The organism is Streptosporangium pseudovulgare (assembly GCF_014648055.1).
GTDB lineage: Bacteria > Actinomycetota > Actinomycetes > Streptosporangiales > Streptosporangiaceae > Streptosporangium > Streptosporangium pseudovulgare.
The window spans coordinates 72,186-98,824 of record NZ_BMQJ01000023.1 but is presented as its reverse complement, the minus strand read 5'-3'; the positions used below and the strand labels follow the sequence as shown (position 1 = coordinate 98,824).

25 protein-coding genes and 1 pseudogene are annotated in these 26,639 nt (G+C 71.3%); 12 read left to right on the top strand and 14 right to left on the bottom strand.

What is annotated here, in order from left to right; all coding sequences use genetic code 11:
* On the bottom strand, window positions 1-1,073 hold a 1,073-nt coding region (locus tag IEZ10_RS33220), incomplete at its 3' end, for an extracellular catalytic domain type 1 short-chain-length polyhydroxyalkanoate depolymerase (RefSeq protein WP_229811893.1).
* A 613-nt stretch (window positions 1,074-1,686) separates the two neighbouring features.
* Here IEZ10_RS33220 and IEZ10_RS33215 point away from each other — a divergent pair.
* Together IEZ10_RS33215 and IEZ10_RS33210 are read left to right on the top strand one after the other, a co-directional pair.
* Window positions 1,687-3,168, top strand: a complete 1,482-nt coding sequence (locus IEZ10_RS33215; RefSeq protein WP_189250473.1) for an endo-1,4-beta-xylanase — start codon at window positions 1,687-1,689, stop codon at window positions 3,166-3,168.
* 179 nt (window positions 3,169-3,347) lie between these two features.
* Window positions 3,348-5,384, top strand: a complete 2,037-nt coding sequence (locus IEZ10_RS33210) for a cellulose binding domain-containing protein (protein ID WP_189250472.1) — start codon at window positions 3,348-3,350, stop codon at window positions 5,382-5,384.
* Between the two features lie 119 nt (window positions 5,385-5,503).
* Here IEZ10_RS33210 and IEZ10_RS33205 read toward each other — a convergent pair whose 3' ends face one another.
* Window positions 5,504-6,625 (bottom strand): epoxide hydrolase family protein, encoded by a 1,122-nt coding sequence (locus tag IEZ10_RS33205; protein WP_189250471.1) that lies wholly within the window; start codon window positions 6,623-6,625, stop codon window positions 5,504-5,506.
* Window positions 6,626-6,766: 141 nt separating this feature from the next.
* On the opposite strand from IEZ10_RS33205, the gene IEZ10_RS33200 reads away from it, so the two are divergent.
* Entirely contained in the window at window positions 6,767-7,516 is a 750-nt protein-coding gene (locus IEZ10_RS33200; protein WP_189250470.1) for a sensor histidine kinase, read from the top strand.
* 80 nt (window positions 7,517-7,596) lie between these two features.
* Window positions 7,597-8,322 (top strand): sensor histidine kinase, encoded by a 726-nt coding sequence (locus tag IEZ10_RS33195; RefSeq protein WP_189250469.1) that lies wholly within the window; start codon window positions 7,597-7,599, stop codon window positions 8,320-8,322.
* Here IEZ10_RS33195 and IEZ10_RS33190 read toward each other — a convergent pair.
* The 3 genes from IEZ10_RS33190 to IEZ10_RS33180 all read right to left on the bottom strand — a co-directional run bounded on the left by IEZ10_RS33190 (window position 8,300) and on the right by IEZ10_RS33180 (window position 11,407).
* Window positions 8,300-8,905 carry a response regulator transcription factor gene (locus IEZ10_RS33190; RefSeq protein WP_189250468.1) on the bottom strand — a complete coding sequence of 202 codons (606 nt, stop codon included), beginning with the start codon at window positions 8,903-8,905 and terminating at the stop codon, window positions 8,300-8,302. The genes IEZ10_RS33195 and IEZ10_RS33190 overlap by 23 nt on opposite strands.
* Window positions 8,906-9,033: 128 nt before the next feature.
* Window positions 9,034-10,593 (bottom strand): MDR family MFS transporter, encoded by a 1,560-nt coding sequence (locus IEZ10_RS33185; RefSeq protein ID WP_189250467.1) that lies wholly within the window; start codon window positions 10,591-10,593, stop codon window positions 9,034-9,036.
* A 388-nt stretch (window positions 10,594-10,981) separates the two neighbouring features.
* A complete protein-coding gene (locus tag IEZ10_RS33180) occupies window positions 10,982-11,407 on the bottom strand; it encodes a hypothetical protein (RefSeq protein ID WP_189250466.1) in 426 nt (141 codons plus the stop codon).
* A gap of 242 nt (window positions 11,408-11,649) precedes the next feature.
* Here IEZ10_RS33180 and IEZ10_RS33175 point away from each other — a divergent pair, with 242 nt between their 5' ends.
* The 3 genes and pseudogenes from IEZ10_RS33175 to IEZ10_RS40495 all read left to right on the top strand — a co-directional run.
* On the top strand, window positions 11,650-12,021 hold the full coding sequence (locus IEZ10_RS33175) for a YciI family protein (RefSeq protein ID WP_189250465.1): 372 nt from the start codon (window positions 11,650-11,652) through the stop codon (window positions 12,019-12,021).
* A gap of 255 nt (window positions 12,022-12,276) precedes the next feature.
* Window positions 12,277-13,194 (top strand): hypothetical protein, encoded by a 918-nt coding sequence (locus IEZ10_RS33170; RefSeq protein WP_189250464.1) that lies wholly within the window; start codon window positions 12,277-12,279, stop codon window positions 13,192-13,194.
* Window positions 13,195-13,215: 21 nt separating this feature from the next.
* Window positions 13,216-13,383 (top strand): annotated as a pseudogene (locus tag IEZ10_RS40495) (hypothetical protein); the annotation flags it as partial.
* Window positions 13,384-13,575: 192 nt separating this feature from the next.
* Here IEZ10_RS40495 and IEZ10_RS33165 read toward each other — a convergent pair.
* A complete protein-coding gene (locus IEZ10_RS33165) occupies window positions 13,576-14,214 on the bottom strand; it encodes a TetR/AcrR family transcriptional regulator (RefSeq protein WP_189250463.1) in 639 nt (212 codons plus the stop codon).
* Window positions 14,215-14,275: 61 nt separating this feature from the next.
* Between IEZ10_RS33165 and IEZ10_RS33160 the strand changes: the two genes are divergently transcribed.
* The gene (locus IEZ10_RS33160) at window positions 14,276-14,944 is read left to right on the top strand and encodes a class I SAM-dependent methyltransferase (protein WP_189250462.1); all 669 of its coding nucleotides are present in this window, start codon (window positions 14,276-14,278) and stop codon (window positions 14,942-14,944) included.
* Window positions 14,945-15,291: 347 nt separating this feature from the next.
* Here the strand turns inward: IEZ10_RS33160 and IEZ10_RS33155 are convergent, their stop codons facing one another.
* Window positions 15,292-16,800 carry a serine/threonine protein kinase gene (locus tag IEZ10_RS33155; RefSeq protein ID WP_189250461.1) on the bottom strand — a complete coding sequence of 503 codons (1,509 nt, stop codon included), beginning with the start codon at window positions 16,798-16,800 and terminating at the stop codon, window positions 15,292-15,294.
* Between the two features lie 216 nt (window positions 16,801-17,016).
* Between IEZ10_RS33155 and IEZ10_RS33150 the strand changes: the two genes are divergently transcribed.
* Window positions 17,017-17,901, top strand: coding sequence for a hypothetical protein (locus IEZ10_RS33150; protein WP_189250460.1), 885 nt, complete (start codon window positions 17,017-17,019; stop codon window positions 17,899-17,901).
* 123 nt (window positions 17,902-18,024) lie between these two features.
* Here the strand turns inward: IEZ10_RS33150 and IEZ10_RS33145 are convergent, their stop codons facing one another.
* From IEZ10_RS33145 to IEZ10_RS33135, 3 genes are all read right to left on the bottom strand, one after another.
* Entirely contained in the window at window positions 18,025-18,537 is a 513-nt protein-coding gene (locus IEZ10_RS33145; RefSeq protein ID WP_229811892.1) for a sensor histidine kinase, read from the bottom strand.
* Window positions 18,538-18,734: 197 nt separating this feature from the next.
* The gene (locus IEZ10_RS33140; RefSeq protein WP_189250458.1) at window positions 18,735-18,974 is read right to left on the bottom strand and encodes a hypothetical protein; all 240 of its coding nucleotides are present in this window, start codon (window positions 18,972-18,974) and stop codon (window positions 18,735-18,737) included.
* A gap of 485 nt (window positions 18,975-19,459) precedes the next feature.
* Window positions 19,460-20,407, bottom strand: a complete 948-nt coding sequence (locus IEZ10_RS33135; RefSeq protein WP_229811891.1) for an NAD(P)-dependent alcohol dehydrogenase — start codon at window positions 20,405-20,407, stop codon at window positions 19,460-19,462.
* A 118-nt stretch (window positions 20,408-20,525) separates the two neighbouring features.
* Between IEZ10_RS33135 and IEZ10_RS33130 the strand changes: the two genes are divergently transcribed.
* Window positions 20,526-21,203, top strand: coding sequence for a TetR/AcrR family transcriptional regulator (locus tag IEZ10_RS33130; protein WP_189250456.1), 678 nt, complete (start codon window positions 20,526-20,528; stop codon window positions 21,201-21,203).
* A 124-nt stretch (window positions 21,204-21,327) separates the two neighbouring features.
* Here IEZ10_RS33130 and IEZ10_RS33125 read toward each other — a convergent pair whose 3' ends face one another.
* Window positions 21,328-21,852, bottom strand: a complete 525-nt coding sequence (locus IEZ10_RS33125; protein WP_189250455.1) for an Lrp/AsnC family transcriptional regulator — start codon at window positions 21,850-21,852, stop codon at window positions 21,328-21,330.
* A 99-nt stretch (window positions 21,853-21,951) separates the two neighbouring features.
* Here IEZ10_RS33125 and IEZ10_RS33120 point away from each other — a divergent pair, with 99 nt between their 5' ends.
* Entirely contained in the window at window positions 21,952-23,175 is a 1,224-nt protein-coding gene (locus IEZ10_RS33120; RefSeq protein WP_189250454.1) for a trans-sulfuration enzyme family protein, read from the top strand.
* A 343-nt stretch (window positions 23,176-23,518) separates the two neighbouring features.
* On the top strand, window positions 23,519-23,881 hold the full coding sequence (locus IEZ10_RS33115) for a nuclear transport factor 2 family protein (RefSeq protein ID WP_189250453.1): 363 nt from the start codon (window positions 23,519-23,521) through the stop codon (window positions 23,879-23,881).
* A 145-nt stretch (window positions 23,882-24,026) separates the two neighbouring features.
* Here the strand turns inward: IEZ10_RS33115 and IEZ10_RS33110 are convergent, their stop codons facing one another.
* The 3 genes from IEZ10_RS33110 to IEZ10_RS33100 form a co-directional block, all read right to left on the bottom strand.
* A complete protein-coding gene (locus IEZ10_RS33110) occupies window positions 24,027-24,611 on the bottom strand; it encodes a DUF6461 domain-containing protein (protein WP_189250452.1) in 585 nt (194 codons plus the stop codon).
* A gap of 318 nt (window positions 24,612-24,929) precedes the next feature.
* Entirely contained in the window at window positions 24,930-25,211 is a 282-nt protein-coding gene (locus IEZ10_RS33105; RefSeq protein ID WP_189250451.1) for a metal-sensitive transcriptional regulator, read from the bottom strand.
* A 62-nt stretch (window positions 25,212-25,273) separates the two neighbouring features.
* Window positions 25,274-26,635 carry an MFS transporter gene (locus tag IEZ10_RS33100; RefSeq protein ID WP_189250450.1) on the bottom strand — a complete coding sequence of 454 codons (1,362 nt, stop codon included), beginning with the start codon at window positions 26,633-26,635 and terminating at the stop codon, window positions 25,274-25,276.
* Window positions 26,636-26,639 lie beyond the last annotated feature (4 nt).

The window sequence follows — 26,639 nt, the reverse complement described above, 5'->3', positions numbered from 1 at the left end:
TCGGTCAGCCCGGTGTTCCAGGCGTTGACGGTGACGCCGACCCGGCAGGCGCCCGGTTCACCGGGGGACGTCGGGGTGACGCTGGGCGACGGGGTCACCGACGGAGAGGGCGACGGGGTCGCCGACGGAGAGGGGGACGGCGTGGTGCCGTCGAGGCCGAGGAAGGAGATGGCGTAGGCGAGCTGACCGCTCATCGGCAGGGAGTGGCCGACACCGCTGATGCTGACGCCCTCGACGGTGGCCTGGGTCGTGGTGGTGCCGTAACGGGTGCGGGTCCAGGACGACTGCGGGTGGTCGGTGAAGGCGGGGGTCTGGCTCAGGCCGTGGAGGTTGGTCCACTGCTTGATCTCCTCGCCGAAGTTGGGGTAGGCCAGCGTGGTGTCGGTGGTGCCGTGCCACAGCTGCATCCGGGGGTAGCGGCCGGAGTAACCGGGATACATCGCCCGTGCCTGGTCGCCCCACTGCTGGGCGGTCTTGATGAGGTTGCCGCCGGAGCACTGGCTGTTCCACAGCGAGCCGTTGGTGGTGGCGAAGCATCCGGCCGGGACCCCGGAGAAGGCCGCTCCGGCGGCGAAGACGTCGGGGTACTCGGCGGCCAGGACGTTGGTCATCATCGCGCCGGAGGAGAAGCCGCTGACCACGATCCGGGCGGGGTCGACGTTGTAGCGCTGGCGGGCGTAGGCGACCATCGACATGATGCCGGTGGAGTCGCTGCCGCCGTCGCGGCGCAGCGCGGCGGGGGTGGACACGTCGAAGCACTTCTCGCTGCGGGTGGCCTCGGGCAGCACGATGATGTAGCCGTAGCGGTCGGCGGCGGTGACGTAGTCGTGCCCGTTTCCGTTGAAGATCGCCGAGGCCGTGCCGGTGCAGTAGTGCACCAGCACCAGCAGCGCCGGCCGGGCCGCGACCCGGTCGGGCACGTAGAGGTACATGTTCAGGTTGGTCGGGTTGTTGCCGAAGCCGGTCACCCGGGTCAGCGACGCCGCCGCCACCGGCCGGGTCGCCGCCAGCATGCCCGCGATCACCAGGGGCAGGGCGATGACCGCCAGCACGGCTCTGAGTGTTCGTTTCACGCCATGTCCTCGTCAGTTCTGGGGTGGGCCATCCGGTCGGGCTCCCGGTGGTCGCCGCCGGTCCGGCCCGCCGGGTACGGAGGACCTCCCGTCGGGCGGATGGAGACGGTTCTCCACCGGGTGGGTGGAGACGGTGGTGGTGGGCGGAGCAAATACGAGGCGGGAAGGCGCGTCAAGAGTCCGGAACCCGTCGCGCCGGCGTGCGCGGCGGCCGGGCGGGGCTCATCTCGCGTTATCGGGGAAGCCGCGCCCGGCCGATGCGGGCGTGTCTCTGAAAATTTCACCCGCGGAGCCTCACCGGGCGCGGGGTGGTGCCGTACCGCCCGGCGGAGGAACGCCGGGAAGGCCCAGGAGACGGGCCGGACGTCGCAACACGCGTGCATCGGGCGCGCAAAACACGCTCCGAAAGTTTCAATCGGGTATTGACAGGTTTCAGGGGCATTTCCACACTGGGTCCCCAGGACGGCCCCGCGGGTGGTGGTGCGCGGAGAGGACCACCGTCCTCGACGCCCGGTGGTGCGTGGCCCCCTGTGAGGCGATGGGACGGGCGTCGGTCCCGCGGGGCCCTCCCCGTTCCCCCCTTTTCCGTGACCCAGTTATGGAGGCTCAAGGCATGGGTGCAAACGCCATACCCCCGCCTGGAACCCGGCGACCCCTCGGCGGCCTCCGCCGGGCCCTGATCGCCGGCGCCCTCGGCGCACTCGGCACGATCACGGCGCTGGCGATACAGGTTCCCGCCGACGCCGCGGAGAGCACGCTCGGCGCGGCGGCCGCGCAGAGCGGGCGCTACTTCGGCACCGCCATCGCCGGGAACAAGCTCGGCGACTCGGCGTACACCACGATCGCGAACCGCGAGTTCAACATGGTGACCGCCGAGAACGAGATGAAGATCGACGCCACCGAACCGCAGCGGGGCCAGTTCAGCTTCGGAAGCGGAGACCGCATCTACAACTGGGCCGTCCAGAACGGCAAGCGGGTCCGCGGGCACACCCTGGCCTGGCACTCACAGCAACCCGGCTGGATGCAGTCCCTGTCCGGTTCCAGCCTGCGCCAGGCGATGATCGACCACATCAACGGCGTGATGGCCCACTACAAGGGCAAGATCTACGCCTGGGACGTGGTCAACGAGGCGTACGCCGACGGCAACTCCGGTGGCCGCCGCGACTCCAACCTGCAGCGGACCGGCAACGACTGGATCGAGGTCGCCTTCCGCACCGCGCGGAACGCCGACCCGTCCGCCAAGCTCTGCTACAACGACTACAACATCGAGAACTGGACCTGGGCCAAGACCCAGGGCGTCTACAACATGGTCCGCGACTTCAAGCAGCGCGGCGTGCCGATCGACTGCGTCGGCTTCCAGAGCCACTTCAACAGCGGCAGCCCCTACAACAGCAACTTCCGCACCACCCTGCAGAACTTCGCCGCCCTCGGCGTCGACGTGGCCATCACCGAGCTGGACATCCAGGGCGCCTCGGCCACGACCTACGCCAACGTGACCAACGACTGCCTGGCCGTGTCGCGCTGCGTCGGCATCACCGTGTGGGGGGTGCGCGACACCGACTCCTGGCGTTCGGGCGACACCCCGCTGCTGTTCGACGGCAACGGCAACAAGAAGGCCGCCTACAACTCGGTGCTCAACGCCCTCAACGCCGCCTCCCCCGGCCCCGGCCCGAGCCAGACGCCCACCACGCCGCCCACCTCCCCGCCGCCCGGCGGCGGGCAGATCAGGGGCGTCGCCTCCGGACGCTGCCTGGACGTGCCCAACAGCAGCACCACCGACGGCACCCAGGTCCAGCTCTGGGACTGCCACAGCGCCACCAACCAGCAGTGGGCCTCCACCTCCGCCGGAGAGCTCCGCGTCTACGGCAACAAGTGCCTCGACGCCGGCGGCACCGGCAACGGCGCCGTGGTCCAGATCTACTCCTGCTGGGGCGGCGACAACCAGAAGTGGCGCCTGAACGGCGACGGCACCATCGTCGGCGTCCAGTCCGGCCTCTGCCTGGACGCCGTCGGATCGGGCACCGCCAACGGCACCAAGCTTCAGCTCTACTCCTGCTGGGGCGGCGACAACCAGAAGTGGACCCGGACCGGCTGACCTCACCCGCCGGACCTCAGCCCTCGGAAGGCCCCCGCGGCACGACCCGCCGCGGGGGCCCTCCGGCGTGAAAGTTTCACCGTCGGTTGACGGGCGTGGAGCGGCCACCCACGATCATGTTGCCTCCGGGTCAGGGGAGGCGTCGAATGAAGGCCGCTATCGATTCGAGGTGTCCATCGATGCCAAGACCTCTGTTGCGGGCCGCGTCCGCCGTACTGCTGACGCTGGCCGTCCTGCAGGCGCCCACGGCGTACGCCGACGAGACCGCCCCGGTCGCGGTGACCGTCAACGCCCGCGCCGCGCTCGCCTCCGTGCCCGAGACCGCCGTCGGAGCCAACCATGCGATCTGGGACTCGCGGTTGGGCACCGACGAGACCGCCGACCTGCTCAAAGACGCCGGTGTGAAGCTGCTGCGCTACCCCGGCGGCTCCTACTCCGACATCTACCACTGGGCCGACCACACCGCTCCCGGCGGCTACGTGGCCCCCGACACCGACTTCGACACCTTCATGCGCGGGGTACGGCGCACCGGGGCGCAGCCGATGGTGACCGCCAACTACGGCACCGGCACGGCGGAGGAGGCCGCGGCCTGGGTACGGCGCGCCAACGTCACCAAGGGCTACGGCGTCAGGTACTGGGAGATCGGCAACGAGAACTACGGCAACGGCCGCTACGGCGCCGCCTGGGAGGCCGACGACCACGCCGACAAGAGCCCGGCCGAGTACGCGCGCAACGTCGTGGCCTACTCCGACGCGATGAAGGCCGTCGACCCGACCATCAAGATCGGCGCGGTGCTGACCACACCCGCCAACTGGCCCGACGCCCTGGTCGCCGACGGCGACGCCGGGAGCTGGAACGAGGTCGTCCTGTCCACCGCCGGGCCGAAGATCGACTTCGTGATCCTGCACTGGTACCCCGGCGCCTTCGACAGGGCCGCGCAGGTCCCGGACATGATCCAGCTCGTCCGCAAGCAGATCGCGAAGCACGCGGGAGCCGGGTCCGAGCGGATCGGCATCGCGATGACCGAGTTCAACACCGGGTCGAGCGACCGCGGCGCGACGACCCAGCCCGGCGCCCTGGCCGCCGCCGACGCCTACGCGACGCTGCTGGCGAACGGGGTGTTCACCGTCGACTGGTGGAACGTCCACAACGGAATCGGCAAGGTCACCGAGGTCGAGGGACACACCGACTACGGCGACTTCGGCCTGCTGTCGAGCGGGACGTGCACCGACGGCGGCGTCTGCGAGCCGGCGGCGAACACGCCCTTCGCGCCGTACCACGCGCTCCAGATGGTGAGCAGGTTCGCCCGCCCCGGGGACCGGTTCATCCGGGCCGCGACCGACCAGGCGAAGGTCACCGCGCACGCCGTACGCCGCCCCGACGGCGCGCTGGCCGTCATGCTGATCAACACCTCGTCCGACACGTCGTACCCCGTCGCGATCGACTACTCCGGCTTCAGCCCGGCGTCCGGGGCCCCCACCGTGCTGACCCACACCAACGGCGCCACGGGCATCACCACCTCGGCCACGGGCGACGCGACCAGCCGGACGCTGCCGCCCCTCTCGCTGACCACGATCATCGTGCGTCCCGCCTCCGCCCAGGCGGGCCTGCCGGGCGCACCCGGGCAGCCGGCGGTCTCGGGCGTGACGGACCGGGCGGCCACGATCTCCTGGCCCGCCGCCTCCGCCGGCACCCGCCCGATCGCGAAGTACGAGGTCCGCCTCCAGAACGGAGCCGTCAGCGAGCAGATCGGCGAGACCGCCGGCACCTCGCTCACCGTGCGCAACCTGAAGCCGGGCACGCGCCACACGGTCAACGTGATCGCCCGCGACGGCGGCGGCGGCGTCTCGCCCCCCTCCGCGCCGCTGACGTTCACCACCGGCACGCCCGCCTCCAGCCCGTGCTCGGTACGCCTGACCAAGCAGTCCGACTGGGGCAGCGGCTACGTCGGCTCCATCGACATCACCAACAACGGCGCACCGGTCAACGGCTGGACCCTGACCTTCGGCTGGCCCAGGGCGTGGCAGAGCCTGGGCAGCGGATGGAGCGCCGTCTGGACGCAGAACGGCCAGGACGTCAAGGTCGTCAACGAGCCCGGCAACGGCTCGCTGGCCACCGGCGCGACGGCCACGATCGGCTACGTCGGCAACTACAGCGGCCCGAACGTGCTGCCCGAGGTCTTCACCCTCAACGGAACCGTCTGCACGACCCGGTGAGCGGAACCACCCACGCGACCCCGTGAACCGAACCGCCTGCACGCCCCGAGGGGGAACGCCGGTCACCGGTCACCCGGCGAGAGCCGGTGACCGGCCGCTCCCCTCGGGCGGACGGGCCCTCAGCCGGACAGGCCGGTGAAGAAGCCGCGGATGTCCTCGGCGAGCAGGTCCGGGGCATCATGGGCGGCCCAGTGGCTGCCGCGGTCGAACTCGTGCCAGGACACGATGTCCTTGTGGTCCCGCTCGGCGAACCTCCGGATCGGGCGGAAGTCGTAGGCGAAGCTCGCCAGGCCCATCGGGAACGTGGTCGGCTCCGAGCCCGTCGAGGCGTGGTCGTTCTCGTAGTAGAAGCGGGCCGAGGACGCCGCGGTGTTGGTGAACCAGTAGATCGAGGCGTTGGTCAGCACCACGTCCGGGTCCACGCCGGCCAGCAGCTGGCCGATCCAGGCGAGCTGGCCGGCTGGCGAGTCGGCCAGCGCGTGGGCGAGGGTCTGCGGTTGCGCCTGCTGGGCCTTGTCATGGACGGCATGGTCGACGAAGGACTGCAGGAAGCCCAGATACTCCATGTCCTCCGGGGAGAGGCCCTGGAACTCGGCGGGGTCCCCGGAGGGGAAGGAGAAGATCTGGTTGACGTGCACGCCGATCACGTGCTCGGGATCGATCCGGCCGAGCACCGGTGAGATGATCGCGCCCGCGTCGTTGCCGTGCGCGCCGTACCGGTCGTAGCCGAGCCGGCGCATCAGCTCGGCCCAGGCCCCGGCGACGCGTACGGCGTCCCAGCCCTTCTCGCGGGTGTGCCCGGAGAAGCCGAAGCCGGGGATGGACGGGATCACCAGGTGGAAGTCGCGTGACAGCGGCTCGACCAGGTCGAGGTACTCCGCGAAGGTGCTGGGCCAGCCGTGCGTGAGGATGAGCGGCGTCGCCGCGGGGTCGGCGGAACGCACGTGCACGAAGTGGACGGTCTGGCCGTCGATGACGGTCGTGAACTGCGGGTGGGAGTTCAGCCTCGCCTCCTGCGCCCGCCAGTCGAAGGAGTCGCGCCAGCGCTCGACGAGGTCCCGCACGTACGCCAGGGGCACGCCGTACTGCCAGCCCGGCCGTACGGGGCCGGAGACCGGCAGGTCGGCCAGCTCCTCCGGCGGCAGCTCGTTCACCCAGCGGGTACGGGCCAGGCGGTCGCGCAGATCGACGATGTCGGCTTCCGGGATCGCGATCCGGAACGGGGTGATGTCCTGTGTCATGTCCCCACGATCTCGATTCGCGGGGACACGGTGGCAGTGTCCCGTGCACCGGTCCGCCCGCCCTTCGCATGACGCCCGTCCACTCTCCGCATGGCGCGCCGGTGCAGAATGCACATCAGTTCCGGATGCGATCGGGGGCCGGTGAACAGGTTCGGTTGGACGCTCGTCCTCTCTCTGGTGTGCGCCCTCGCCGCCGCCCGCGTGGGGGCCTTCCTGCAGACCCCGCTGCCCGCCGGGGACACGACGCTCGGTGCCGCGGCCATCGTGGCGATCGCGGCCCTCCACGTCGCGGTCGTCACGCGGTCCTGGCGGCCACGCCTCCTGCTGGCGGCCCAGGCGTTCCTGGTCTTCGCGCCGTATCTCGCGCTCGGCGGGGCGTGGGGTCCCCTCTCCGGTTTCCTGGGCGCGGCGATCCTGCTGACCCTGCCCGCCCCGGTCTCCTGGCCGCTGTTCGCGGTCGTCGCGGCCTCCGACACCGCCATCACCGCCTACCACGGCTCCGACGCGCTCTCCACGGCGGGTTTCGCGATCGTCGTCGTCAACACCGCGCTCAGCGTGTTCGCCGTCACCCACCTGGCCAGGCGGCTCGACCAGACGGCCGGGCAGCGCGAACGGCTCGCCGCGCTCGCCGCCACCAGGGAACGGCTGGAGAGCGCGGCCCGGCTGCGCGGCACCCTCGGAGCAGAACTGTCGGCGATCATCCATCTGATCCGGGACGGCCAGGCCGAGCCGACCGCCCAGCGGCTGACCCGGGTGGCCGACCTCGGCCGTGCGGCCCTGGCGACCGCACGGACGATCACCGGCGCCCGGAGCGTGACGGTGGCGCCGCCGTCGTCCGGCTGCGCCGCCCCTGGGCCTGGGCGATCATCCCGCTCTTCACCCTGGCGCTGATCCTCGTCACCGATCGGGACTGGATCGGCGTCGGCGACCGCGTCTACTGGGGCGCGGCCACCGTCGCCATCACCATCCAGGTGTACGCCCTGTGCCGCATCCCCGAGGTGGCCCGCGACCTTGAGGAGACCAGCGGCGACGTGGCCCGCGTCTCCGCCGTCACCGAGCGGCTGCGCCTGGCCCGCGACGTCCACGACCTGCTCGGCATGAGCCTGTCGGGGATCAGCCTCAAGGCGGAGCTCGCCGCCCGCCTGCTGCCGGCGGACCCCGGCCGTGCCCGGCGCGAGCTCGCCGAGGCGCTCACCCTGGCCGAGCGCGCCCACGGCGAGATCCGTTCCCTCACCACCGAGCTCTCCCTGGGTGAGGAGATCGCGACCGCTCGTTCGATCCTGGAGGCCGCCGGCGTCCACGTCACCGTCTCGGCGCCCGCGCCGCCCCCCGACGCTCCGCTCCTGGCCGTCACCCTCCGCGAGGCGGTGACCAACGTCATCCGCCACTCCACCGCGCGCACCTGCCACATCTCCGTGGTCTCGGCCCCCGGCCGGGTACGGCTGCGCGTCACCAACGACGGCCTCGCCCCGACCGCGCCGGAACACCGGAGCACCGGTGACTCCACACCGGACCACCGGGTCACCGGCCCGGCCGACGGGGCCGGCGGGGCCGCCCCCGGCCTGGCCGGGGCCACGCCGGAACGCCGGGGGACCGGGCTGGCCAGCCTCACCGAGCGCGTCACCCGCGCGGGCGGGCGGATCGCCGCCGGTCAGCGCGACGGCGCGTTCACGCTCACAGCCAGCCTGCCTCGTTAGCGATGCGGATCGCGTCCACCCGGTTGCGCGCCCCCAGCTTGGTCACCGCCGAGGCGAGGTAGTTCCGCACGGTGCCGTAGGTCAGGTGAAGCCGCGCGGCGACCTCGCGCGGCGTCGCGCCGGACGCGGTCAGCCGCAGCACGTCGGACTCCCGATCCGTCAGCGGGCTGCCCGCCGCGTCCAGCGCCGCGTAGGCGAGCGCCGCGTCGATGACCCGCCCTCCCGCGGCCACGGTGCGGATCGCGTCGGCCAGCTCCTGCGGCCGGGAGTCCTTGACCATGAAACCCGCCACCTGCGCGGCGATTCCCCGGCGCAGGTTCCCCGGTCGCGCCACTCCCGTCAGGATCAGGGTCCTGCAGTCCGGGAGCTTCTCGCGCAGCTCGGCCGCGGCGTGGAGGCCGTCCATCCCGGGCAGCTCGATGTCGAGCACGGCGATGTCCGGCCGGTGCTCCAGCGCGGCGGGGACGACCCGGTCACCGGACTCGACCGCGGCCACGACCACCATGTCGCTCTCGAACCCCAGGAGCTCGCAGAGAGCCTCGCGCAGGATCCGTACGTCCTCGGCGACGAGCACTCGAATCATCCGAACCTCACTGCTGGGGCCCTGTGGAGAGTCCGGCCCCGTGGGGAGGCCGCGTTCGCCGCAGCCTATCGGCGTACGGCCCCGCACCGGCCCCGGCCGCCGGTGCCCGCACCGGCGGCGGAGCCGGCCTAGTGCCCGTGCCCTCCGAACTCGCCGGCGTTGTCCGCCCGGGCGGGCAGGATCAGGGCGGTGACGACCACGACCACGGACAGCACGGCGCCGACGACGAAGGCCAGCCGCATGCCGCCGAGGGTGGCGAGGGCGTCGGTGACGCCCGTGGCCCTCAGGGCGTCGGCCCGCGTGCTCATCACGGTGATCACGAGCGCGGTGCCGAAGGCCGCGGCGACCTGCTGCAGCGTGCTCAGGATCGAGCTGGCGTGGGGGTAGAGGTGCGGGGGGACCCCTCCGAGCCCGAGGGTGAACACCGGGGTGAAGGTCGCGGCCAGGCTCACCATGAGCAGCGCGTGCAGGCCGAGGAGCTGCCAGAACGGCATGGTCATCGTGACCTGGGTGAAGCCGGTGAGCGTGAGCGCGATCCCGATCGCGCCGGGGACGACCAGCACCCGGCCGCCGAACCGGTCGAACAGGCGGCCGACGACCGGGCCGAGCAGCCCCATCGCCAGACCGCCCGGCATCACGAGGAGCCCGGTCTGCAGGGGGGTGAGCCCGCGGACGCTCTGCAGGTACAGCGGCAGCAGGATCATCGAGCCGAGCATCGCCATGAAGGCCACCGACATCAGGATCAGCGAGACCGTGAAGGTGCGGTGGCGCAGGGTGCGCAGGTCCATCAGCGGCGCGCCGCGCTTCTGCAGCAGCAGCTGGCGGACGACGAAGACGGCGATGGCCGCCAGACCGGCCGCCACGATCGCGGCGGCGACGCCGGCGTCACCGCCCTCGAACTGGCTGAGCCCGTAGACCAGGCCGCCGAAGCCGAGGGCGGCGGTCACCACGCTCAGCCAGTCGACGGTGCTGAACTCGGGCTCCCCGACGTTCCTGAGCTGCGCGAGGCCGCGCCATGTGATCACGGCGGCGATGGGGAGCACCACGGCGAACAGCAGCCGCCAGGACCCGAGCTGGAGGATCACCCCCGAGACGGTCGGGCCCATCGCGGGCGCGACCGAGATGGCCAGGCTGACGTTGCCCATCACCCGGCCCCGGTCCGACTCCGGCACGACCTGCATCAGCGTGGTCATCAGCAGCGGCATCATCACCGCCGTCCCGGACGCCTGGACGATGCGGGCGCCCAGCAGCACCTCGAACGTCGGCGCGACGGCGGCCAGCGCCGTGCCGAGGAGGAACAGGCCCATCGCGACGGTGTACGCCTGACGGGTGGAGACCCGCTGCAGGAACCACCCGGTGACCGGGATGACGGCGGCCATGGTCAGCATGAAGGCGGTCGAGAGCCACTGCGCCGTCTGCGCGGTGATGCGCAGCGCGCTCATCAGCTGGGGGATCGCGTTGACCATGATCGTCTCATTGAGGATGACCACGAACGTGGCGAGCACCAGCAACCGGATCACGGGTGGGGTGCGTCCCGGAACGGCCCGGGGACGGTCCGGAGCGGCCTTCACGGACGCGGCGGGAGAGTCGAGCTGGGGGACGGACACGGCACCTCGATCGGGTTCGTCGGACATGATGTCGTCACGGCCGGCGTCGCGGCCATGGGTCTCGCAAGAAGTCGCGGTCATGTAAAGAGTGACCGACGCCACCGACAAAACTCATCGACCGCCTCCAGCATCCCGGTGGGCGACGCGAGATGTCACCCGGTTTTCACCGATGGGCGAGGATCCCGGGATCGCCGGGGAGCCCCCGCGCCACGGCTTCCGGACGCCTCACACTCCCCGGGTCCGCCGGTGACCGCGAGCCCGGAGCGCCGGCGGATCGGCCGGGGACCGCGGACCCGGAGCCCCGGCGGACCGGCCGGGGAACGGTGACCGCCCTGTCCGGCGGGCCTCACCGCTCCCCGGCCGCCCGGAGCGGCCGCCAGGGCCGCGACGGAGCCGGCGACGGACCGGCCCCGACCCCCGGCCCCCGGCCGTCCGGAGCGGCCGTACGGGCTCGCGGTGCGGGCCGGCCTCAGATCCGGGTCATGGTGGTCTCGTACCCGCCCCCGCCGGGGTAGACCCACCCGCCGACGGCCGTGTTGCCGTCGGCGCTGAAGGTGCCCCGGTAGTAGGCGGGGCTGCCCTTCGCGCCGCACCAGATGGTCAGCTCGTCGCCGATCAGCTCGTAGACGTAGTCGAGGGTGTCGCCGGACGAGCCGTAGAACCGCGACACCACCTCCGTACCGGCCGGCTCACCGAACGGCCGCAGGTTACCGATCACCTCCAGGCCGGTGGCCGACTCGCCGGACCCGCTGAGATCGACGTGCTGGAGCAGGAAGAACCCGCCGGGCATCCACTCGTACCGCACGGTCCCCTCCGCGCCGCCGGTGATCTTCCAGGTGCCGACCAGGCGGTCCAGAGCCTTCAGGCCGGCGCTCGGCTGGTAGTTCTCAGACATCTCGTCTCCCTCGCGGGTCGTGGTGAGTGTTCGCCGGTACCTCGGAGGCGGCCGGCGGGTCTCGACACGCATCTGATGTGATGTACGTCACAGTCAGGTCGTGTCGAGATCCCGGACCCGGCCACGAGGTATCCGATAGGACCCGACCGAGGAGGAAGCCGTGACCACCGTCTCCGTCCTCATCGGCCGCCGTCCCACCGCACCTTGCGTACATTCACCGAGAACGACCGAGGAGGACCCCCGTGAAATATCTGCTGCTCGGCTACACCCCGGCCGCCGACTGGGACGCCGCCACCCCTGACACGCTGTCCGAGGAGGCGATGACCGCCTTCGCCACGTACCAGAGGTTCGAGCGGGAGCTGATCGAGACCGGCGAGTTCGTCACCGGCGTGGGCCTCGGTCACCCGGTGGTCAGCACCACGGTCCGCAGGACCCCGGACGGCGTGGCGGCGACCGACGGACCCTTCGCCGAGCTCAAGGAGGTCCTGGCCAGCTTCGCCGTGATCGATGTGAGCGGCCGGGAACGAGCCGTGGAGATCGCCTCACGGATCGTCGAGGTTCTGGGCGAACCGATCGAGATCCGGCCGATCATGGGCGAGGAGTTCACGGCGTGACCGGCCGCCGTACCGGGTGACGCGCCGGGGAGACGAGGAAGCGGGAGGGCACGCCGAAGGCGGACCCGCCGTGAACGCGGACGTCGGGCACCTGCCGCGCGTGGAGGCGCCGCAGGTGCTCGACGCGCCGGCCCGGCGCCGGCGCGCGCTTCACCCCGACGGGAAGGGCGTACGCCGCGGCGTCGCTCCCGCGGGCTCCGGGGCACAGAGCCGCGACGAAAGCGGGCTGCAAGTGGGCTTCGCACAATGGCCGGCATGGAAGCCTCCTCCACCGGCCGCCGTGGCGTGCCACCCCTCCGGCTCGCCGCCGGCGCGGCCTTCATGCTCCTGATCGTCACCGGATGCGGCGCCGGCGTCCTCGGGAACGATCGGCCCGCCCCGGAACGCGTGACCGTCACGGTCACCGCCGGGGCCCCCGAGACCACTGGGACCATCGAGTCCGCCCGGCCCGCGGAGAGCGGTGAGCCGGGCGAGACGAGCGAGACGGACGAGACGGGCGAGACGGCCCCGGACCGGACGGTGGTGCGGCCGGGCGGGGTCCTCACCGACGGCGGCACCGTCGCATCCGAGCTCACCCGTGCCGGGCAGCGGGACAGGTTCGCCCTGGACCTGGGTGACGCCAGGGAGTTCTACGTCACCGACATGACCGGTGACGACATCCAGCTCCAGGTGTACTCCGAGGTCGACGGCCGGCCGGTCGGCCCGTCCGGCATCGCTCTCAGCTGGGGCACGTCCGTCGTCAAGCTGACCAAGGCGGGCAGGCACCGGCTGGAGGTCTTCGGGAACACGAACGTCGTCGGGCCGTACGGTTTCCGGATCGCGACGGTGAAGGTCCGTACGTTCCCGGCGGCGATCGGCCTGCAGATCGGCGAGGGCGGTCCGGACGGCGCGGGACGGCTGGACGTCCCCGGACGCATCGACCGCTTCGAGTTCGACGCGGACGGCGCGTCGGCCATCAAGGTCCTCGGCGGGGCCGGGGCGTGCGAGGCCATCGAGCTGGAGCTCGTGGACGCCGCGCAGAGGAGCGTCGCGAGCCCGCGGCAGCCCATCCCCCTCTGCGGGTACGAGTCCGACATCCCGCTCTCCAACGGGGACGGCCGGTACGCGCTCGTGGTCAGATCGGGTACGGCGAAGACCGGGCCCTACTCGTTCCAGATCGCCCGGGCGGGCTGAACGCCGGCCGGGCGCCGGCCCAAGCTCACCGCCGACCAGGCCGCCCTCGCCCGGCAGCCGTACGACACGCGGGACAGGACCGCCCAGCAGATCGCGGACTCGTTCGGGGTGCCGCGCTCGACGGTGTACGGGCATCTGAAGGGCGACGCTGTGCCCCGCCGGCCAAAGAAGACCCTGGATAGGACGTAGTCGGGACAGGGTCGGAGTTTTGTTTGCCATGACCGGCCTACCGGCCCCGGGGCTTGGACGGCCGGGATGATCTGGTCGGAGTAGGGCCCGGTATGGGTGTCGGCCAGGTTGTCCGACCCGGCCCGCAGAAGGCCGGCCAGCTGGTTGGCTACCAGCATTGCGGGCTGGAGGACCATCGTGGCGTCCGTCCGCTTAGCCGGGGTCGGCGCAGAGTTGGGAGGTCAAGGCGGTGCGGGCCCACTCTTCCCACGTGTCCGGTGACCAGTCGCGGTCGCGGACGAAGATCAGGTAGAGCTGCGGACTGAGCAGGCCGAACAGCAGGTCCGCCGCCATCTCGACGGAGAGGCCGGGACGGATGTCGGGCTTGCGAACCAGGGCTTCGGCCGCTGCGTACTGCACGGTGTAACGCGGGTCGGGGCCTTCCGGCCACTGTGCGGCGATCTCAGGGTCGGTGGCCGCGGCAGCCGCGATCAGCGGCATGATCGGGGCGACCCGGCCCAGGATCTCGCGGGTGCCGTGGATGTGCGCGCGCAATTGCCCGGCCGCGGTGGGCTCGGCGCATGCGGCGCGAAACCACTCACGATCCATGGTGGCGACCGGCTCGGTATCCCCGGCTATGGATGTGTCGACGACGTCCTTGAACAGCGTGCGCTTGTTGCGGAAGACGAAATAGACCGTCTGGACGGCCACGCCCGCCCGGTCCGCGACCTCCTGCAGGCTCGTCGCCCCGTAACCCTGCGCGACGAACAGCTCGCGAGCCACCTCGACGACCTTTTCACGGGTGCGGCGTGAGCGCTCGGCTCGCTTGTCCGGCCGCTTGACCTTGTCCATATTGCGAGTATATCTCTAGAGTACATCACTAGAGTTCAACTCTAGATTCTTGGAGGAGACGATGGACGAGCCCAACACCATCCAGAAGCCGGAACCGGACCTGGCCTCAACGCGGCGAGACCCGGAGGAGGAGTCCGTCCACCGCGCGCTGGAGGGCTACTACCGCACCGGCAAGCCACCGTGGGACACCGGCGTGACGCCGCCCGAGCTGGTCGCCCTGGTAGAGGGACACGGCGTGCTGCCGCCCGGCCGCGCCCTCGAACTCGGCTGCGGCACGGGGACCAACGCCGTCTACCTCGCACGGCACGGCTGGGAGGTGACGGCCGTCGACCTGATCGACCGCGCCGTCGACCAGGCCAGGGAGAAGGCCGCGGAGGCGGGAGTGGCGGTACGGCTGCTGCACGGAGACGCCACCCGCCTCGACGAGCTTGACGTGCCGGGCCCCTTCGACCTGTTCTTCGACCTGAGCTGCTACTGCGGGATCCCGCTGCACCGCCGCGACGCCTACGCCGCCGGGCTCACCCACCGCGCCGCTCCCGGAGCACGGTTGCTGATGTTCGGGTACGGCCCCGAGCCGCTCGGCGGTCCGACCCCCGAGCTCACGTCGTGGGCGGCGGGCGTCACAGCCGACGAACTCCGCGCCAGGTTCCCCGGCTGGGAACTACTCGACGTCACACCGGGCACCAACTCGGTGCCGACCTTCTGGTTCACGCTGCGCCGCGACGCCTAGCAATCTCCGGCCGCGGTTTCTGTGGGTCTGTGGCAAGTCTCACGCCGCCCGAGCAAGTCGAGCTTGGGCGGCTTAGTGGTCGAAGTGCCAGGTGATGGCCCTGAGCGCCGCTCGTGGGCCAGGTGGTGTTTGAGGCTGATCGGCCGCGGTGAGTGCCTCGCCAGCCGGTTCGCGTGCGGTAGTTGCGGACGGGGCTCCGGCGACTGAACCCTGATTCACCTGAACGGCGAATTCGTGCTGTTCAACCGGCTCGAACACTTACTTACGGTTGGTGACGCGGACCCGAGTGGGGGCCGACGTGGTCGCATGCCCGTGCCCTCCCCGACCGGGCTCCGACCGGGACCGGCTCAGGGCCTGCTCAGGCTTCCGCGATACTCCAGCGCGCCCGCGCCCTCCTGACCGACGAAGTCCAGCGTCGCCGGGCCCTTCAGGGTGAGGGTCATGTCTCCCCCCACGCACTGGTCCCGCTGCACCCGGGTCAGGTCGAGCACGTTCCCGGCCCTGACCCGGGTCAGCACGACCTGCTGATCGCACGCACCGGTCCGCCATGTCCCCGTCGGCCGGTCACCCGGCAGGGTCAGCGTGATGTCGACTGCCTTCCGCCGGGTGTCCTGCGAGACGACCCGGCCCGTCCACGTTCCGGCGAACGCCTCCGGGACTCCCCCGCCCGGCCGGACCGAGGACTGCGCCGACGGCGCCGCGGAACTCGACCGCCCGTCCGCGGCCGGGCGTGACGGATCCGGTCGCCCGTCCGTGACCGAACGCGATCCGGGTTCCCCGCCCGTACCGGTGGCGCCATTCGACCCCGCCGGGTCGCCACCAGGGGAGCCGCCGAGCACCCCCGTGGCGTACAGCACCGTCGCCGTCACGAGCGCCGCGGTGATCCCGGTGACCGCGATCAGTACGGCGGGTCTCCGCCTTCGCCGGGGCGGCGGCTCACCATGCCGGGGTGCCGGTTCGTCGTGCCGCGGCACCGTCTCCGGGTCCGCCCGGCCGTTCCAGCCGGCGGGCAGGTAGGCGGTGGGCACCGGGCCGACCTCGGGGACCGTGACGGTCGGGACGCCGGGCTCGACCAGGCGGATCATGAGTGCCCGGGCTGAGGGACGTGCCCCGGGGTCCTTGGCCATGCAGACGGCCAGCGTCTCCCGCAGGGGTGACGGAACGCCCGTGAGGTCGGGCTCGGCGCTGAGAATCCGGCGGAAGACCGCGGCGACGGTGTCGCTGCCGAACGGCGCGCGGCCGGTGGCGGCGTAGACCATGGTCGAGGCCCAGGAGAACACGTCGGCCGCGGGCGAGCCGTACACGCCGTTGAGCTGCTCGGGAGCCATGTACGGCGGCGTGCCGGACATCGACGAGGGCATCGTGCTCGCGTCGAGCAACTGGGCGATACCGAAGTCGACCACCCGTGGGCCGTCCGGGCCGAGCAGCACGTTGGCCGGCTTGAAGTCCCGGTGGACGACCCCCGCGCTGTGGATGGCGGCGAGCGCGGTGGCCGTGGCGACCGCCAGGCGGTCGAGGTCGCCCCCGCGCAGTGGCCCTCCGTCACGCACCCGCTCGTGGAGCGAGGGACCCGCGACGAACTCGCTGACGACGTAGGGGTCCGGCCGGTCGGTCTCGGCCACCAGCACCCGGGCCGTGCAGAAGGGGGCCACCCGCAGCGCCGACCGCAGTTCCCTGGCCAGCCGGCGGCGCGCGGCGGGATCCGAACCGCTGCGCAACACCTTGATCGCCACTCGCTCGCCGGACCGGCTTCGCCCGTCGTAGACGATGCCCTGCCCGCCCTCGCCGAGCCGCCCGACCACCTCGAACCTCCCCAGGACGCGCGGATCTCCCGGTTCCAGCGGACCAGCGGGCATCGGTTCCTCCACGCGCGGGGTCGTCCCCTCACACTAGCGACGCGGGACCCGCCCCACCACGGTCCCGCCGAGGCGACCACCGGGGAACCGGGCGGAGGACACGGCCGGACGCCGAAGGCGAGCGAGTTTTGGATGGAACGTGCGGGTTAATATCGCATTCACCCCTTATCTTTTTGCTTAGTGCCCCCAAAGCCGTAACAAAAGGACAAACCCCCAATGAGACGATGGGTTGTGCTGGCGGCCGCCGTACTGGCCGGGGCCGCACCGGTCACCGCGAGTCCCGCCGTCGCGCAGGCGGAATCCCCCGATCCGGTGCGTGCGATCAAGCGGCAGCTCCGCAGCGAGCACGGCGTCCGGATCTCCGAGACCGACCGCTTCTACTTCGGCGCGAAGTCGACGGTCTCCGGAAACGGGACCCGGATCACCGGCAGGCTCCAGCTCGCCCCGTCGGGCCCGGTCGCCGCGGACCTCACCTGGCGGGACCTTCCCGCGCCGAAGGCCGGGAAGGTCCCGCCAGGGAAGCAGACCTCCCACCGCATGATCCGCGTCGGCGGGAACACCTACGACGACGCCGCCCACTATCCCGGCGGGCCGGTCCCGGAGGGCAAGAAGTGGATCCGGTTCCCGGACGCTCACCGGGGACGCACGAACCGGGACATGGCCCGGGACGCCAGCCTGCAGCCGATCGACCTGTACGACACGTCCCTGATGAAGACCCTGCTGAAGTGCTCGAAGAGCGAGCGCGTCTCCGGCGGCTTCCTCTACCGGGGAACCCTGAGCCGCAAGGAGCTGGGCAGGCTCTCCAAGGGCGCCTTCATCGACTGGACCTCGGGACGGCCCGTCGGCGCGAAGAGCAAGGGGAAGGTCTCCTGGCGGCTCTGGACCGACCGGACCGGCCTGCCCGAGCGCCTCGTCACCGCCGACACCGCGGGAGAGGGGAAGGACCCGCTGGTCAAGCGGAGCGACACGCGCTACACCGGCTGGGGCTTCCGTCTCGTCGTCACCGCCCCGCCCGCCGACGAGGTCATCGACGAGGCCGACCTGCTGGAGTACGTCCGCGAGCGGAACGAGCCCGTCCCGGAGGACTCCGGCAACACCTGAGACACCCCACCGGCCGAGGATGCGCACGCCGTACCACGGAGCCCCCGTGACGGACGAGGAGGATCCGGGTTCGCATGCGCTGGATCCCGCCGGAGCCCGGCGCCCTGCCGCCTCCGGCGGCCACTACATGTGGTGGGCGGCGATCCTGCGGGGCACCTGATTCTCGGTGCCGGGCTCCACGATGTTGAACCCCCGGGTCCCGACCGGCTTGCCGGCCAGGATCTCACTGCGGCCCCGCCGCATCGTCAGCGTGAACCTCCGCGTCCCGTCCCCGTCCGTCTCGGGTTCGAGCAGCGGCGGCACACGCAGTTCGGTGCGGAAGGCGGCCGGATCGGTGGCGAGTTCGCCGCCGACGGCGGCCAGGCGGGAACGCAGGCTCCGCAGTCCCATGCCGGGCTCACCGGGCGCGGGGGTGACCCCGTCGTTGGTCACCCGCAGCCGTACGCGGCCGTCCTCGACGGCGATCTCGACCAGGCAGCGGCAGCCGCCTGCGCAGCTCGGCTGTGGCGGTGAGCGGATCGAACCCGACCACCACACCGACACGATCGGCCCCTGAGAAGGCGAGCGGTTCCCCGGTTCCGTCGTCGCCGCCTTCCCCGTGGGCTCGGCCCGCACCGGCGGCTGTCGCACGCGCATTCAACGACGCGCTGTCCGGACTCGTCATCGCGACCTTCGACGACGAGGAACACGCCGGACTCCACCCGGACGGGCCCGGCTTCCACGAACCCCGGGACGGCTCCCATGACACCTGACCGCCCGATCCGCGCAGAGCGGACCAGGCGGTCACACGGTCAGGAGCGCTCGCCGAGCGGAACGCCTGACCGCGCCCGGCGCTACTTTCTCAGCCAGAGCATGTAGTACGGGCTGTCCCAGCGGCAGTCGTACTCCTTGTACCCCTTCATGACGAGCATGGTGGTTCCCGCCGAGACGCAGTTCTGAAGCGTCCGATAGCCCTTGTACGGGGCCCAGCCCGTAGCCGCGGCACTGGCGGGGGTCGCGGCGGCGAGAGCGCCGGCGGCGAGGGTGCCGGCCACGGCCAGTGTCAGGCCGAACCGTGCGGCTTTCTGTCGCAAGACATCGTCCTTCCTCGACGGGCGGCGCACGCGCCGCCGTACGGATGGCCCCACGGTAGCGCTTGTTGATCTAGAAAGGTACGCATTTGTTGATCTTGTCCGGGTCGCGTTCGGTGAAGCCCTCCACCCCGGCGTTCCGGGCCCTCGGACAGTTGACGTGCCTTGCGTTCCGCGATGTTCGCGTCGGCGCCGATGCCCTTGCACGACCCGCCCATGTCGTGCCTGAAGCGGCGGCCGTCCTGCCCCCGGATGCGCGGCGGCATCGTGTTGCCGGTCCGCCTCACGCCCCGATCTTCGCAGTCGCGCCGGAGCAGCCGCCATGCCCGCTGCCGCCGAGCACGACCGGGAGAGCCCCGGCCATGATCGGCTCGGGGCGTCCGTGCTGCTCGGTTGCGCCGGTGGACGCCGGCGGGTCCCCGATACGGCACCGCCCAGGGGCTTTCCGCCGATCACACGCATTCCTCGATCACTCCGTCAGGGCTTCCTCAGTCGACCCTGACCACGTACTTGCCCCGCACCCCGCCCGCCTCCAGCGCCCGGTGTGCCGCCGCTGTCTCCTCCAGCGGGAAGCACCTGTCCACCGCGGGGCGCAGTCCCCCCTCCGTCACCTGACGGGCGAGGTCGTCGAAGAGTGCCCGCGTGGGGTTGCCGCTGAAGAAGCGCACCCGGCCGCGTCCGTGTACGGCGCTGCCGGCGATGTAGCCGAGCGAGGCGGCGGGCCGTGTCAGGTCGAAGGTGATGGTGACCATGCGTCCGCCGGGCGCCAGCAGGCGCCGGAAGGCCCGCAGGTCGGTGCCCGCGGTGTCGAGGACCACGTCGAACAGGCCCAGTTCCCCCGGCGGGACGGTCCGGTGGTCGATGGCGTGGTGGGCGCCGAGCGTGCGGACGAAGTCGAGGTTGGCGGCGCGGGCCAGGGCCGTGACCTCGGCGCCATATGCCTGTCCGAGCTGGACGGCGGCGTTGCCGACGCCGCCCGCGGCGCCCCGTACGAGCAGTCGTTCGCCGGGTCGCAGCCCGGCCTTGTCGCGCAGCGCCGTGATGGCCGTGGTCGCCACCGGCAGCGCGGCGGCCGCCACCAGATCCAGTCCGTCCGGGACCCGGCCGAGCCGCTCGGCCCGGACCGTCACGTACTCGGCGGCGCTGCCGAATCCGGTACGGCCCACGACGCCCCACACACGGTCGCCGACCGCGACGTCCGTCACGCCGGTGCCGAGCGCGGCGACCTCGCCGGTGAAGTCCAATCCGACGCGTTGCGGGAACCTCCGTCCGGTGAAGAGACGGAGGCTGCCGGAACGGGCCGCCAGTTCGCCGCCGTTGACGCTGAACGCGCGCACCCGCACGAGCACCTCGCCGGGCGCCGGTTCGGGGCGCGGCACCCGGCCCACGTACAACACCTCGGGGCCGCCGAAGCGGTCGAAAAGTACTGCTCTCATCGTGCGGTCGTCCATCGTTCTCACCTTCGCCACCAGTGGCCGTGCGGGGGATCCGGCCCCGAGCGTAGGCTCTTAACCGGACGACACCGTCCGTTTGGACCGGAGATGAGAGACAGTGGTGGAGGAATCCTCTCGGATCGCGGGCCCGGAGCTACGGGCCGACGCCCGGCGCAACCGGGGGCGCATCCTCGTCGCCGCCCGTGAGGTCTTCGCCGAGCACGGGATCGACGCGCCCATGGCGACCGTGGCCCGACGGGCGGGGGTCGGCGTGGCGACGCTGTACCGGCGTTTTCCGACCCGGGACGCCCTGGTGCGGGCCGCGTTCGCGCAGCAGGCGGAAACATGCGGCCGAGCACTCACCGAGGCGCTGGCCGACCCCGACCCCTGGCGGGGCTTCCAGCGGCTGGTCGAGACGGTCTGCGAGCTTCAGCGGGAGGAACAGGGGTTCCCGGCCGCGTTCGTCGCGGCCTTCCCGGACAGCGCGGCGGAACACGCGCAGGCCCGGGAACGGGCCGAGCGGGACCTCATGACCCTGGTCCGCAGAGCCCAGACGGCGGGCGCGCTGCGGGCCGATTTCCACCCTTCCGACCTCGCCGTGGCCCTGTTGGCCCACTGCGGTCTGGTCACCGCGCTGCCGCATGACGGTGCCGCGTCCCGGCGCCTGGTGGCGTACCTGCTCCAGTCGTTCCGCGCCGAGGCGGCTCACGGGGCCCTGCCTCCACCGAGCGCTCTGTCGCTGGGCGGTCTCCCGCTCGCGGCCGACGGCTCCCAGAGGCAGCGGCCCTCCAGGGCCTGACGCGAAGCGGCGCCTACCGCGTGGCACGCCCTTTGGAGCTCCTCCGCACGCCCGGCGCCCACCGGCTTGGACGAAGTCGCCCTGGAGGACGAACGCGGCCGCGGAGGACGAACGCGGCCGCTCACTACCGGGTGGGCCTGGTCGCCTTCCTGTCTTCGAGGGCCGGGGAGGGCGGCAGGACGCCGACGCCGGTGCGGGCCTCGAAGACGAGCTGCGTCTGCGTCTGCCGTACGCCGGGATGCACGGTGATCCGTTCGAGGATCAGGTCACGGAGGTCCTGTGGGGTGGCGACGGCGGCATGCACGAGGAAGTCGTCGTCACCGCTGACGTGGAAGACCGCCAGGACACCGGGTGTCTCGACCAGCCGATCGAACAGGGTGCGGACCGGGTCGCGGTTGTGGCCGCCCAGCCGGACCCGGATGATCGCGTGCAGCGGACGGCCCAGCGCGGCGGTGTCGATGTGCGCGTGGATGGCGGTGATCACACCGGAAGCGCGCAGCGCGCGCACCCGATAGGCGCACGTCGACTCGGCGACACCGACCTGAGCCGCGAGCGCGGCGTTGGTCAGGCGGCCGTCCCGGGACAGGGCCGCCAGGATCTTCAGGTCGGTGCCGTCGAGCTGTGGATCCTGCGGTACGCGTCGCGACATCGACCCTCCTGTTTACGGATTCCGCACCGACTATCCGGAAACAGGCCATCTTCCGCAACATATCTTGAGAATGATTGGCGATTCCCCGACAGTCGGGCCATGACCTCCCGTTCTTTTCATCCCGACACCGTCGCCGTACACGCTGGGCGTGAGGATCTGGCGGATCTCGGGGTGCATGCGCCTCCGATCGATCTCTCCTCGACCAACCCACTGCCGGACATCGAGACCGGAGGACACGCCTACGAGACGTTGGCCTCCGGTGGCCATCCGGAGGGAACGGCGGTCTACGCACGGCTGTGGAACCCGACGGTGGCGCGGTTCGAGGCGGGATTGGCGAGGTTGGAGCACGCGGAGGCGGCGGTCGCCTTCTCTTCCGGCATGGCGGCGCTGACGGCGGCGGTGCTGGCGGCGACGCGGGAGACCGGGCGACGCCATGTCGTGGCCGTCCGCCCCCTGTACGGCGGCACCGATCACCTGCTGGCATCGGGCCTGCTGGACGTCGAGACGACGTTCTGCGAGGGCACGGGCACGGCGGTGGCCGCGGCGATCCGCCGCGACACCGCGCTGGTCGTGCTGGAGACTCCCGCCAACCCCACGCTCGATCTGGTCGACATACGTTCCGTCGTGACGGCGGCGGACGGGGTGCCGGTGCTGGTGGACAACACGTTCGCGACGCCCGTGCTGCAGAACCCGCTCGAGTTCGGTGCCGCGATGGCGCTGCACAGCGCGACCAAGTACCTGGGCGGGCATGGCGACGTGGTGGCGGGTGTGATCGCCTGCGACCAGGAGCGCGCCGCGGCACTGCGCCGGGTACGCGCGATCACCGGCGCACTGCTCCATCCGCTGGGCGCCTACCTGCTGCATCGCGGGCTGGCGACGTTGCCGGTGCGGGTACGCGCCCAGCAGGCGAACGCGCGCGCCGTCGCCGCCTGGCTCGCCGACCGTCCGGACGTGACCCGCCTCCACTATCCCGCCGACGACCATCCGCTGATCGGGCGGCAGATGAACGGCACCGGCGCGATGCTGTCGATCGAGTTGCGCGGCGGCTACGACCAGGCCGCCTGCCTCACCTCAGCCGTCCGGGTGTTCACGCACGCGGTGTCACTGGGCGGCGTCGACTCCCTGATCCAGCACCCGAGCGCGCTCACCCACCGTCCGGTGGCCTCCGACGCCCGCCCCACCCCGGCTCTGGTCCGCCTGTCCATCGGACTGGAGAACCCCGTGGACCTCATCGACGACCTGGACCGCGCCCTGTCCGTGAACCGCCGTACTCACGTGCACCGTTCGGCGATCAGGTCCCGGATCCCGGATCTCCAGACCTGACTTCCCCTGGTCGGCCCGAAGGCCGAAGAGACGTGACCGACGCGGGGCGGGAGCGGCCGAAGCCGTCGCTCCCCCGGCGAGGCAGCGGATCTTCCCGGCGAGCTCGTCGGATCCCGTTCGGCGCGGCGCTCCGGCGGCGGGGTCGCGCAGGCTGACCGGCGTTCACCCGTCCGGATGCGACCGACCGCCTGTCCGACCGCGACACGGCGCGCAGGTCCGGAGAACTCCGACGAGTCATACGGCTCGTACGGCGACGGGATCCCCACCCTGGCGATAGTTGTACGCCGTCCTTCGCCCCGTATCGTCCCCACCAGTGCTCCCGGCCGTGCGGGAAAGGGACGGCATGACCGACGACGTGGTACGACGCGTTTTCCAGGTGGTCGACTCGTTCGACCCCGACGAGTTCGCCCGGCTGCTGGCCGAAGATGCCACGCTGGTGTTCGGCAACGCCGAACCGCTGGCGGGACGCGAGGCCATCGTCGCCGGGTTGCGGGCGTTCTACTCCACCATCGGCGGCCTGCGGCACCGGATCGTCAGAAACTGGCAGGTGGACGCCGACGTCATCGCCGAGACCGAGGTGACCTACCGGCGACTCGACGGCAAGGACGCCAGCGCCGTAGCCGTGTCGATCTGGCACACCCGCGACGACGGCCTGATCACCGACTACCGCATATTCGTCGACCTCGCCCCCGTCTACGCGGTCTGAACCTCCGGTGAAGCTTTTTCATCCCGGTGGCCTGGTGCAGCGGGTCCGCGCGGAACGGCGCCCCCGGTGAATCTTGCGGGAGCTCGCAGCGGCGTGATCCACCGGCTGCGACCGCCCCGAGGGGGTCGCAGACGATGGATCCTGCTCACCTCGGTTCGGGGGTGACTCCGCACAGGTAGGTGGACCCCTCCAGCAGCTCCGGTGTCAGCGTGATGCCGGTGAGATGCTCGGCCAGGAGGAACGCCGGCCCGTCGCTGGGGTGGAGGTGTCCGCGGTCGGCGCCGATCCGCTGCATGATCTCCACGATCTCCTCCGGTGCCTCTTCCGAGTACCCTTCATCGGCGATGAAGCAGAACCGGATCTCTCCGTCTTCGCTCCAGTAGAAGTACTCGACGCCTTCGACGTCGCGGAAATGGGAGATGAGGCGGGTTCCCGCCGACAACGAAGTGATGATCTCTTCATCGACGCCGAGCCCGCCGTTGGGCTCAACGGCGAACACCCAGTCGCCCATGGTCGTGACACCGAGGAACGCGGTGTCGTAGCTGTTCCCGTGGCGAGTCTCGATCAGCTCCCCAAGCGTCATGGGCGTGAAATCCTCTGGCCTGCCACCGAGCCGGACCACCAGTTGCCCGGGTGTCAGGCCGTGGACGTAGGTGAAGCAGTAGGCCTCCGCCAGCTCGGGGAAGCGCTCGTGGGAGAACCAGGCATGGTCACCAGGGGTCGCGATCATTCCGTCATGCTCACAGCCCCGACCGACACGACCGGATCGTACGTCAGAGAACAGGTCACACGACGACGACGAAGCCGCTGCACCGCGCCACGGAGCCGAGTCTCAAGATCTCTGAATGTGGTACCCGGCGGGGGTGGCGGCCTCTGGCGTGGATCTCGACGGGCTGCGGAGTCCTTCCGTCGCGATCCACGCCATTCCGGCTCTCGTGCTCCTGCTCTGCGCCACGGGGCCGGCGATGTACGAACCGAAGGGGCGGATCAGGCCCGGTGCGCCCTTGACGGCGTAGGCGGCGGCACTCTCTCGATGTACTTCGAAGAATCAGGAACGGACAAGTCTTCCGATGGCGTCCGAGGCCTCCTTGATCTTCTCTTGGGCCTCGGGACCGCCGTTTCTGGTGGCCTCGGCCACGCAGTGGGCCAGGTGCTCCTCCAGGAGGGAGAGGGCGAACGACTGGAGCGCGCTGGTGACCGCGGACACCTGGGTCAGGATGTCGATGCAGTACTTGTCGTCGTCGACCATGCGCTGCAGACCACGGGTCTGACCCTCGATCCGGCGCAGACGCCGGAGATGGTCTTGTCTGGCGGTGCCGTATCCAGCCATGTCCGCTCCCTCCCCCTATCTCATCACTGTACCTCCTAGGGGTATCTGAGAGTGGGTTCTCCTCACGCAAGGGTCGCCGGCTGTTGCGCCTCCTGGGCGACGGCCTTGGGCCGCCTCATGAACGCCACCGTGGCGACCGCGCCGATCGCCGCGACCACCGCCGCGCCGACGAAGGCCGCGTTGGTGGAGTCCTGGCCGGTGGCGATGGCCGTCATCACGGCCAGGCCGAGCGCGGAGCCCACGTTGTACGTGGTGTTCACGATGCCGGAGGCCAGGCCCGCCTCTTCGGGCCGCACACCGGACATGGCCGACATCATCGCGGGGATGTAGGCCAACGACATGCCCACCGCCGCGATCAGGCTCGCGGGCAGCACATCGGTGACGAACGATCCGTTCGCACCGACCAGGCTCAGACCGGCGATCCCCACGGCGAGGACGCCCAGGCCCAGCACGATGAGCGGCTTCGCGCCGAAGCGGCCGAGCAGCCTGGCGGTGATGCCGACCATGAAGATCATGACGGCGATGGTCATGGGCAGCAGCGCCGCGCCGCTCGCGAAGGAGCCGTAACCGAGGGTCTTCTGCAGGTAGAGGTTGAGGAAGTACCACATCGGGATCCACGCGGCGCCCAGGAGTGCCATGGCCAGGTTGGCGGCGGCCAGGCCGGGGGTCTTCCAGATGGCGAGCGGCATGAGGGGCTCGCGGACCGAGCGCTGGATGAGCAGGAAGGCGACCAGGAGAACGGCGGCGCCGACTCCGGCGAGCCAGTCGGTGGTGACGATCGCGTAGACGGCGAGGGCGATGCCCGCGGTCGCGGCGATCGCGCCGAGCCAGTCGACCGACCCGCGCTTGCCCGCGGCCTTGGGCAGCAGCGCGGGGACGGCGGCCAGCGTGGCCAGGCCGATCGGGATGTAGACGATGAACACCCAGGGCCAGCTCAGGTACTCGGTGATCACGCCGCCGAGGAAGACGCCCGCCGTACCGCCCGCGGGTGCGGCGGCGCCGTACAGGGACATGGCCTTGCCCAGCTCACGCGGGTTGTGCCCGAACAGCATCATCAGCAGCGTCATCGCGGCGGGGGCGATGAGGGCTCCGCCGACGCCCTGGACGGCGCGTCCCAGGATCTCCACCCACACGGTGCCCGCCGCCGCGGCGATGACCGAGCCGGCGGTCAGGACGACCCAGCCGGTGGTGAAGACCTTGCGGGCGCCGAGCAGATCGGAGAGCTTGCCGCCCAGCAGGAGCAGGCCGCCGAAGGCGACGACGTAGGCGTTGAACACCCACTGCAGGCTGCTGTCGGTGAAGCCCAGCTCGCGCTGCATGTCCGGCAGGGCCACTCCGATGATGGACGTATCCATGATCACCATGAACTGCGCGGCGGCGAGCACGATGAGCGCCCACCACCGACGCGGATTAACGGTAGACACGACG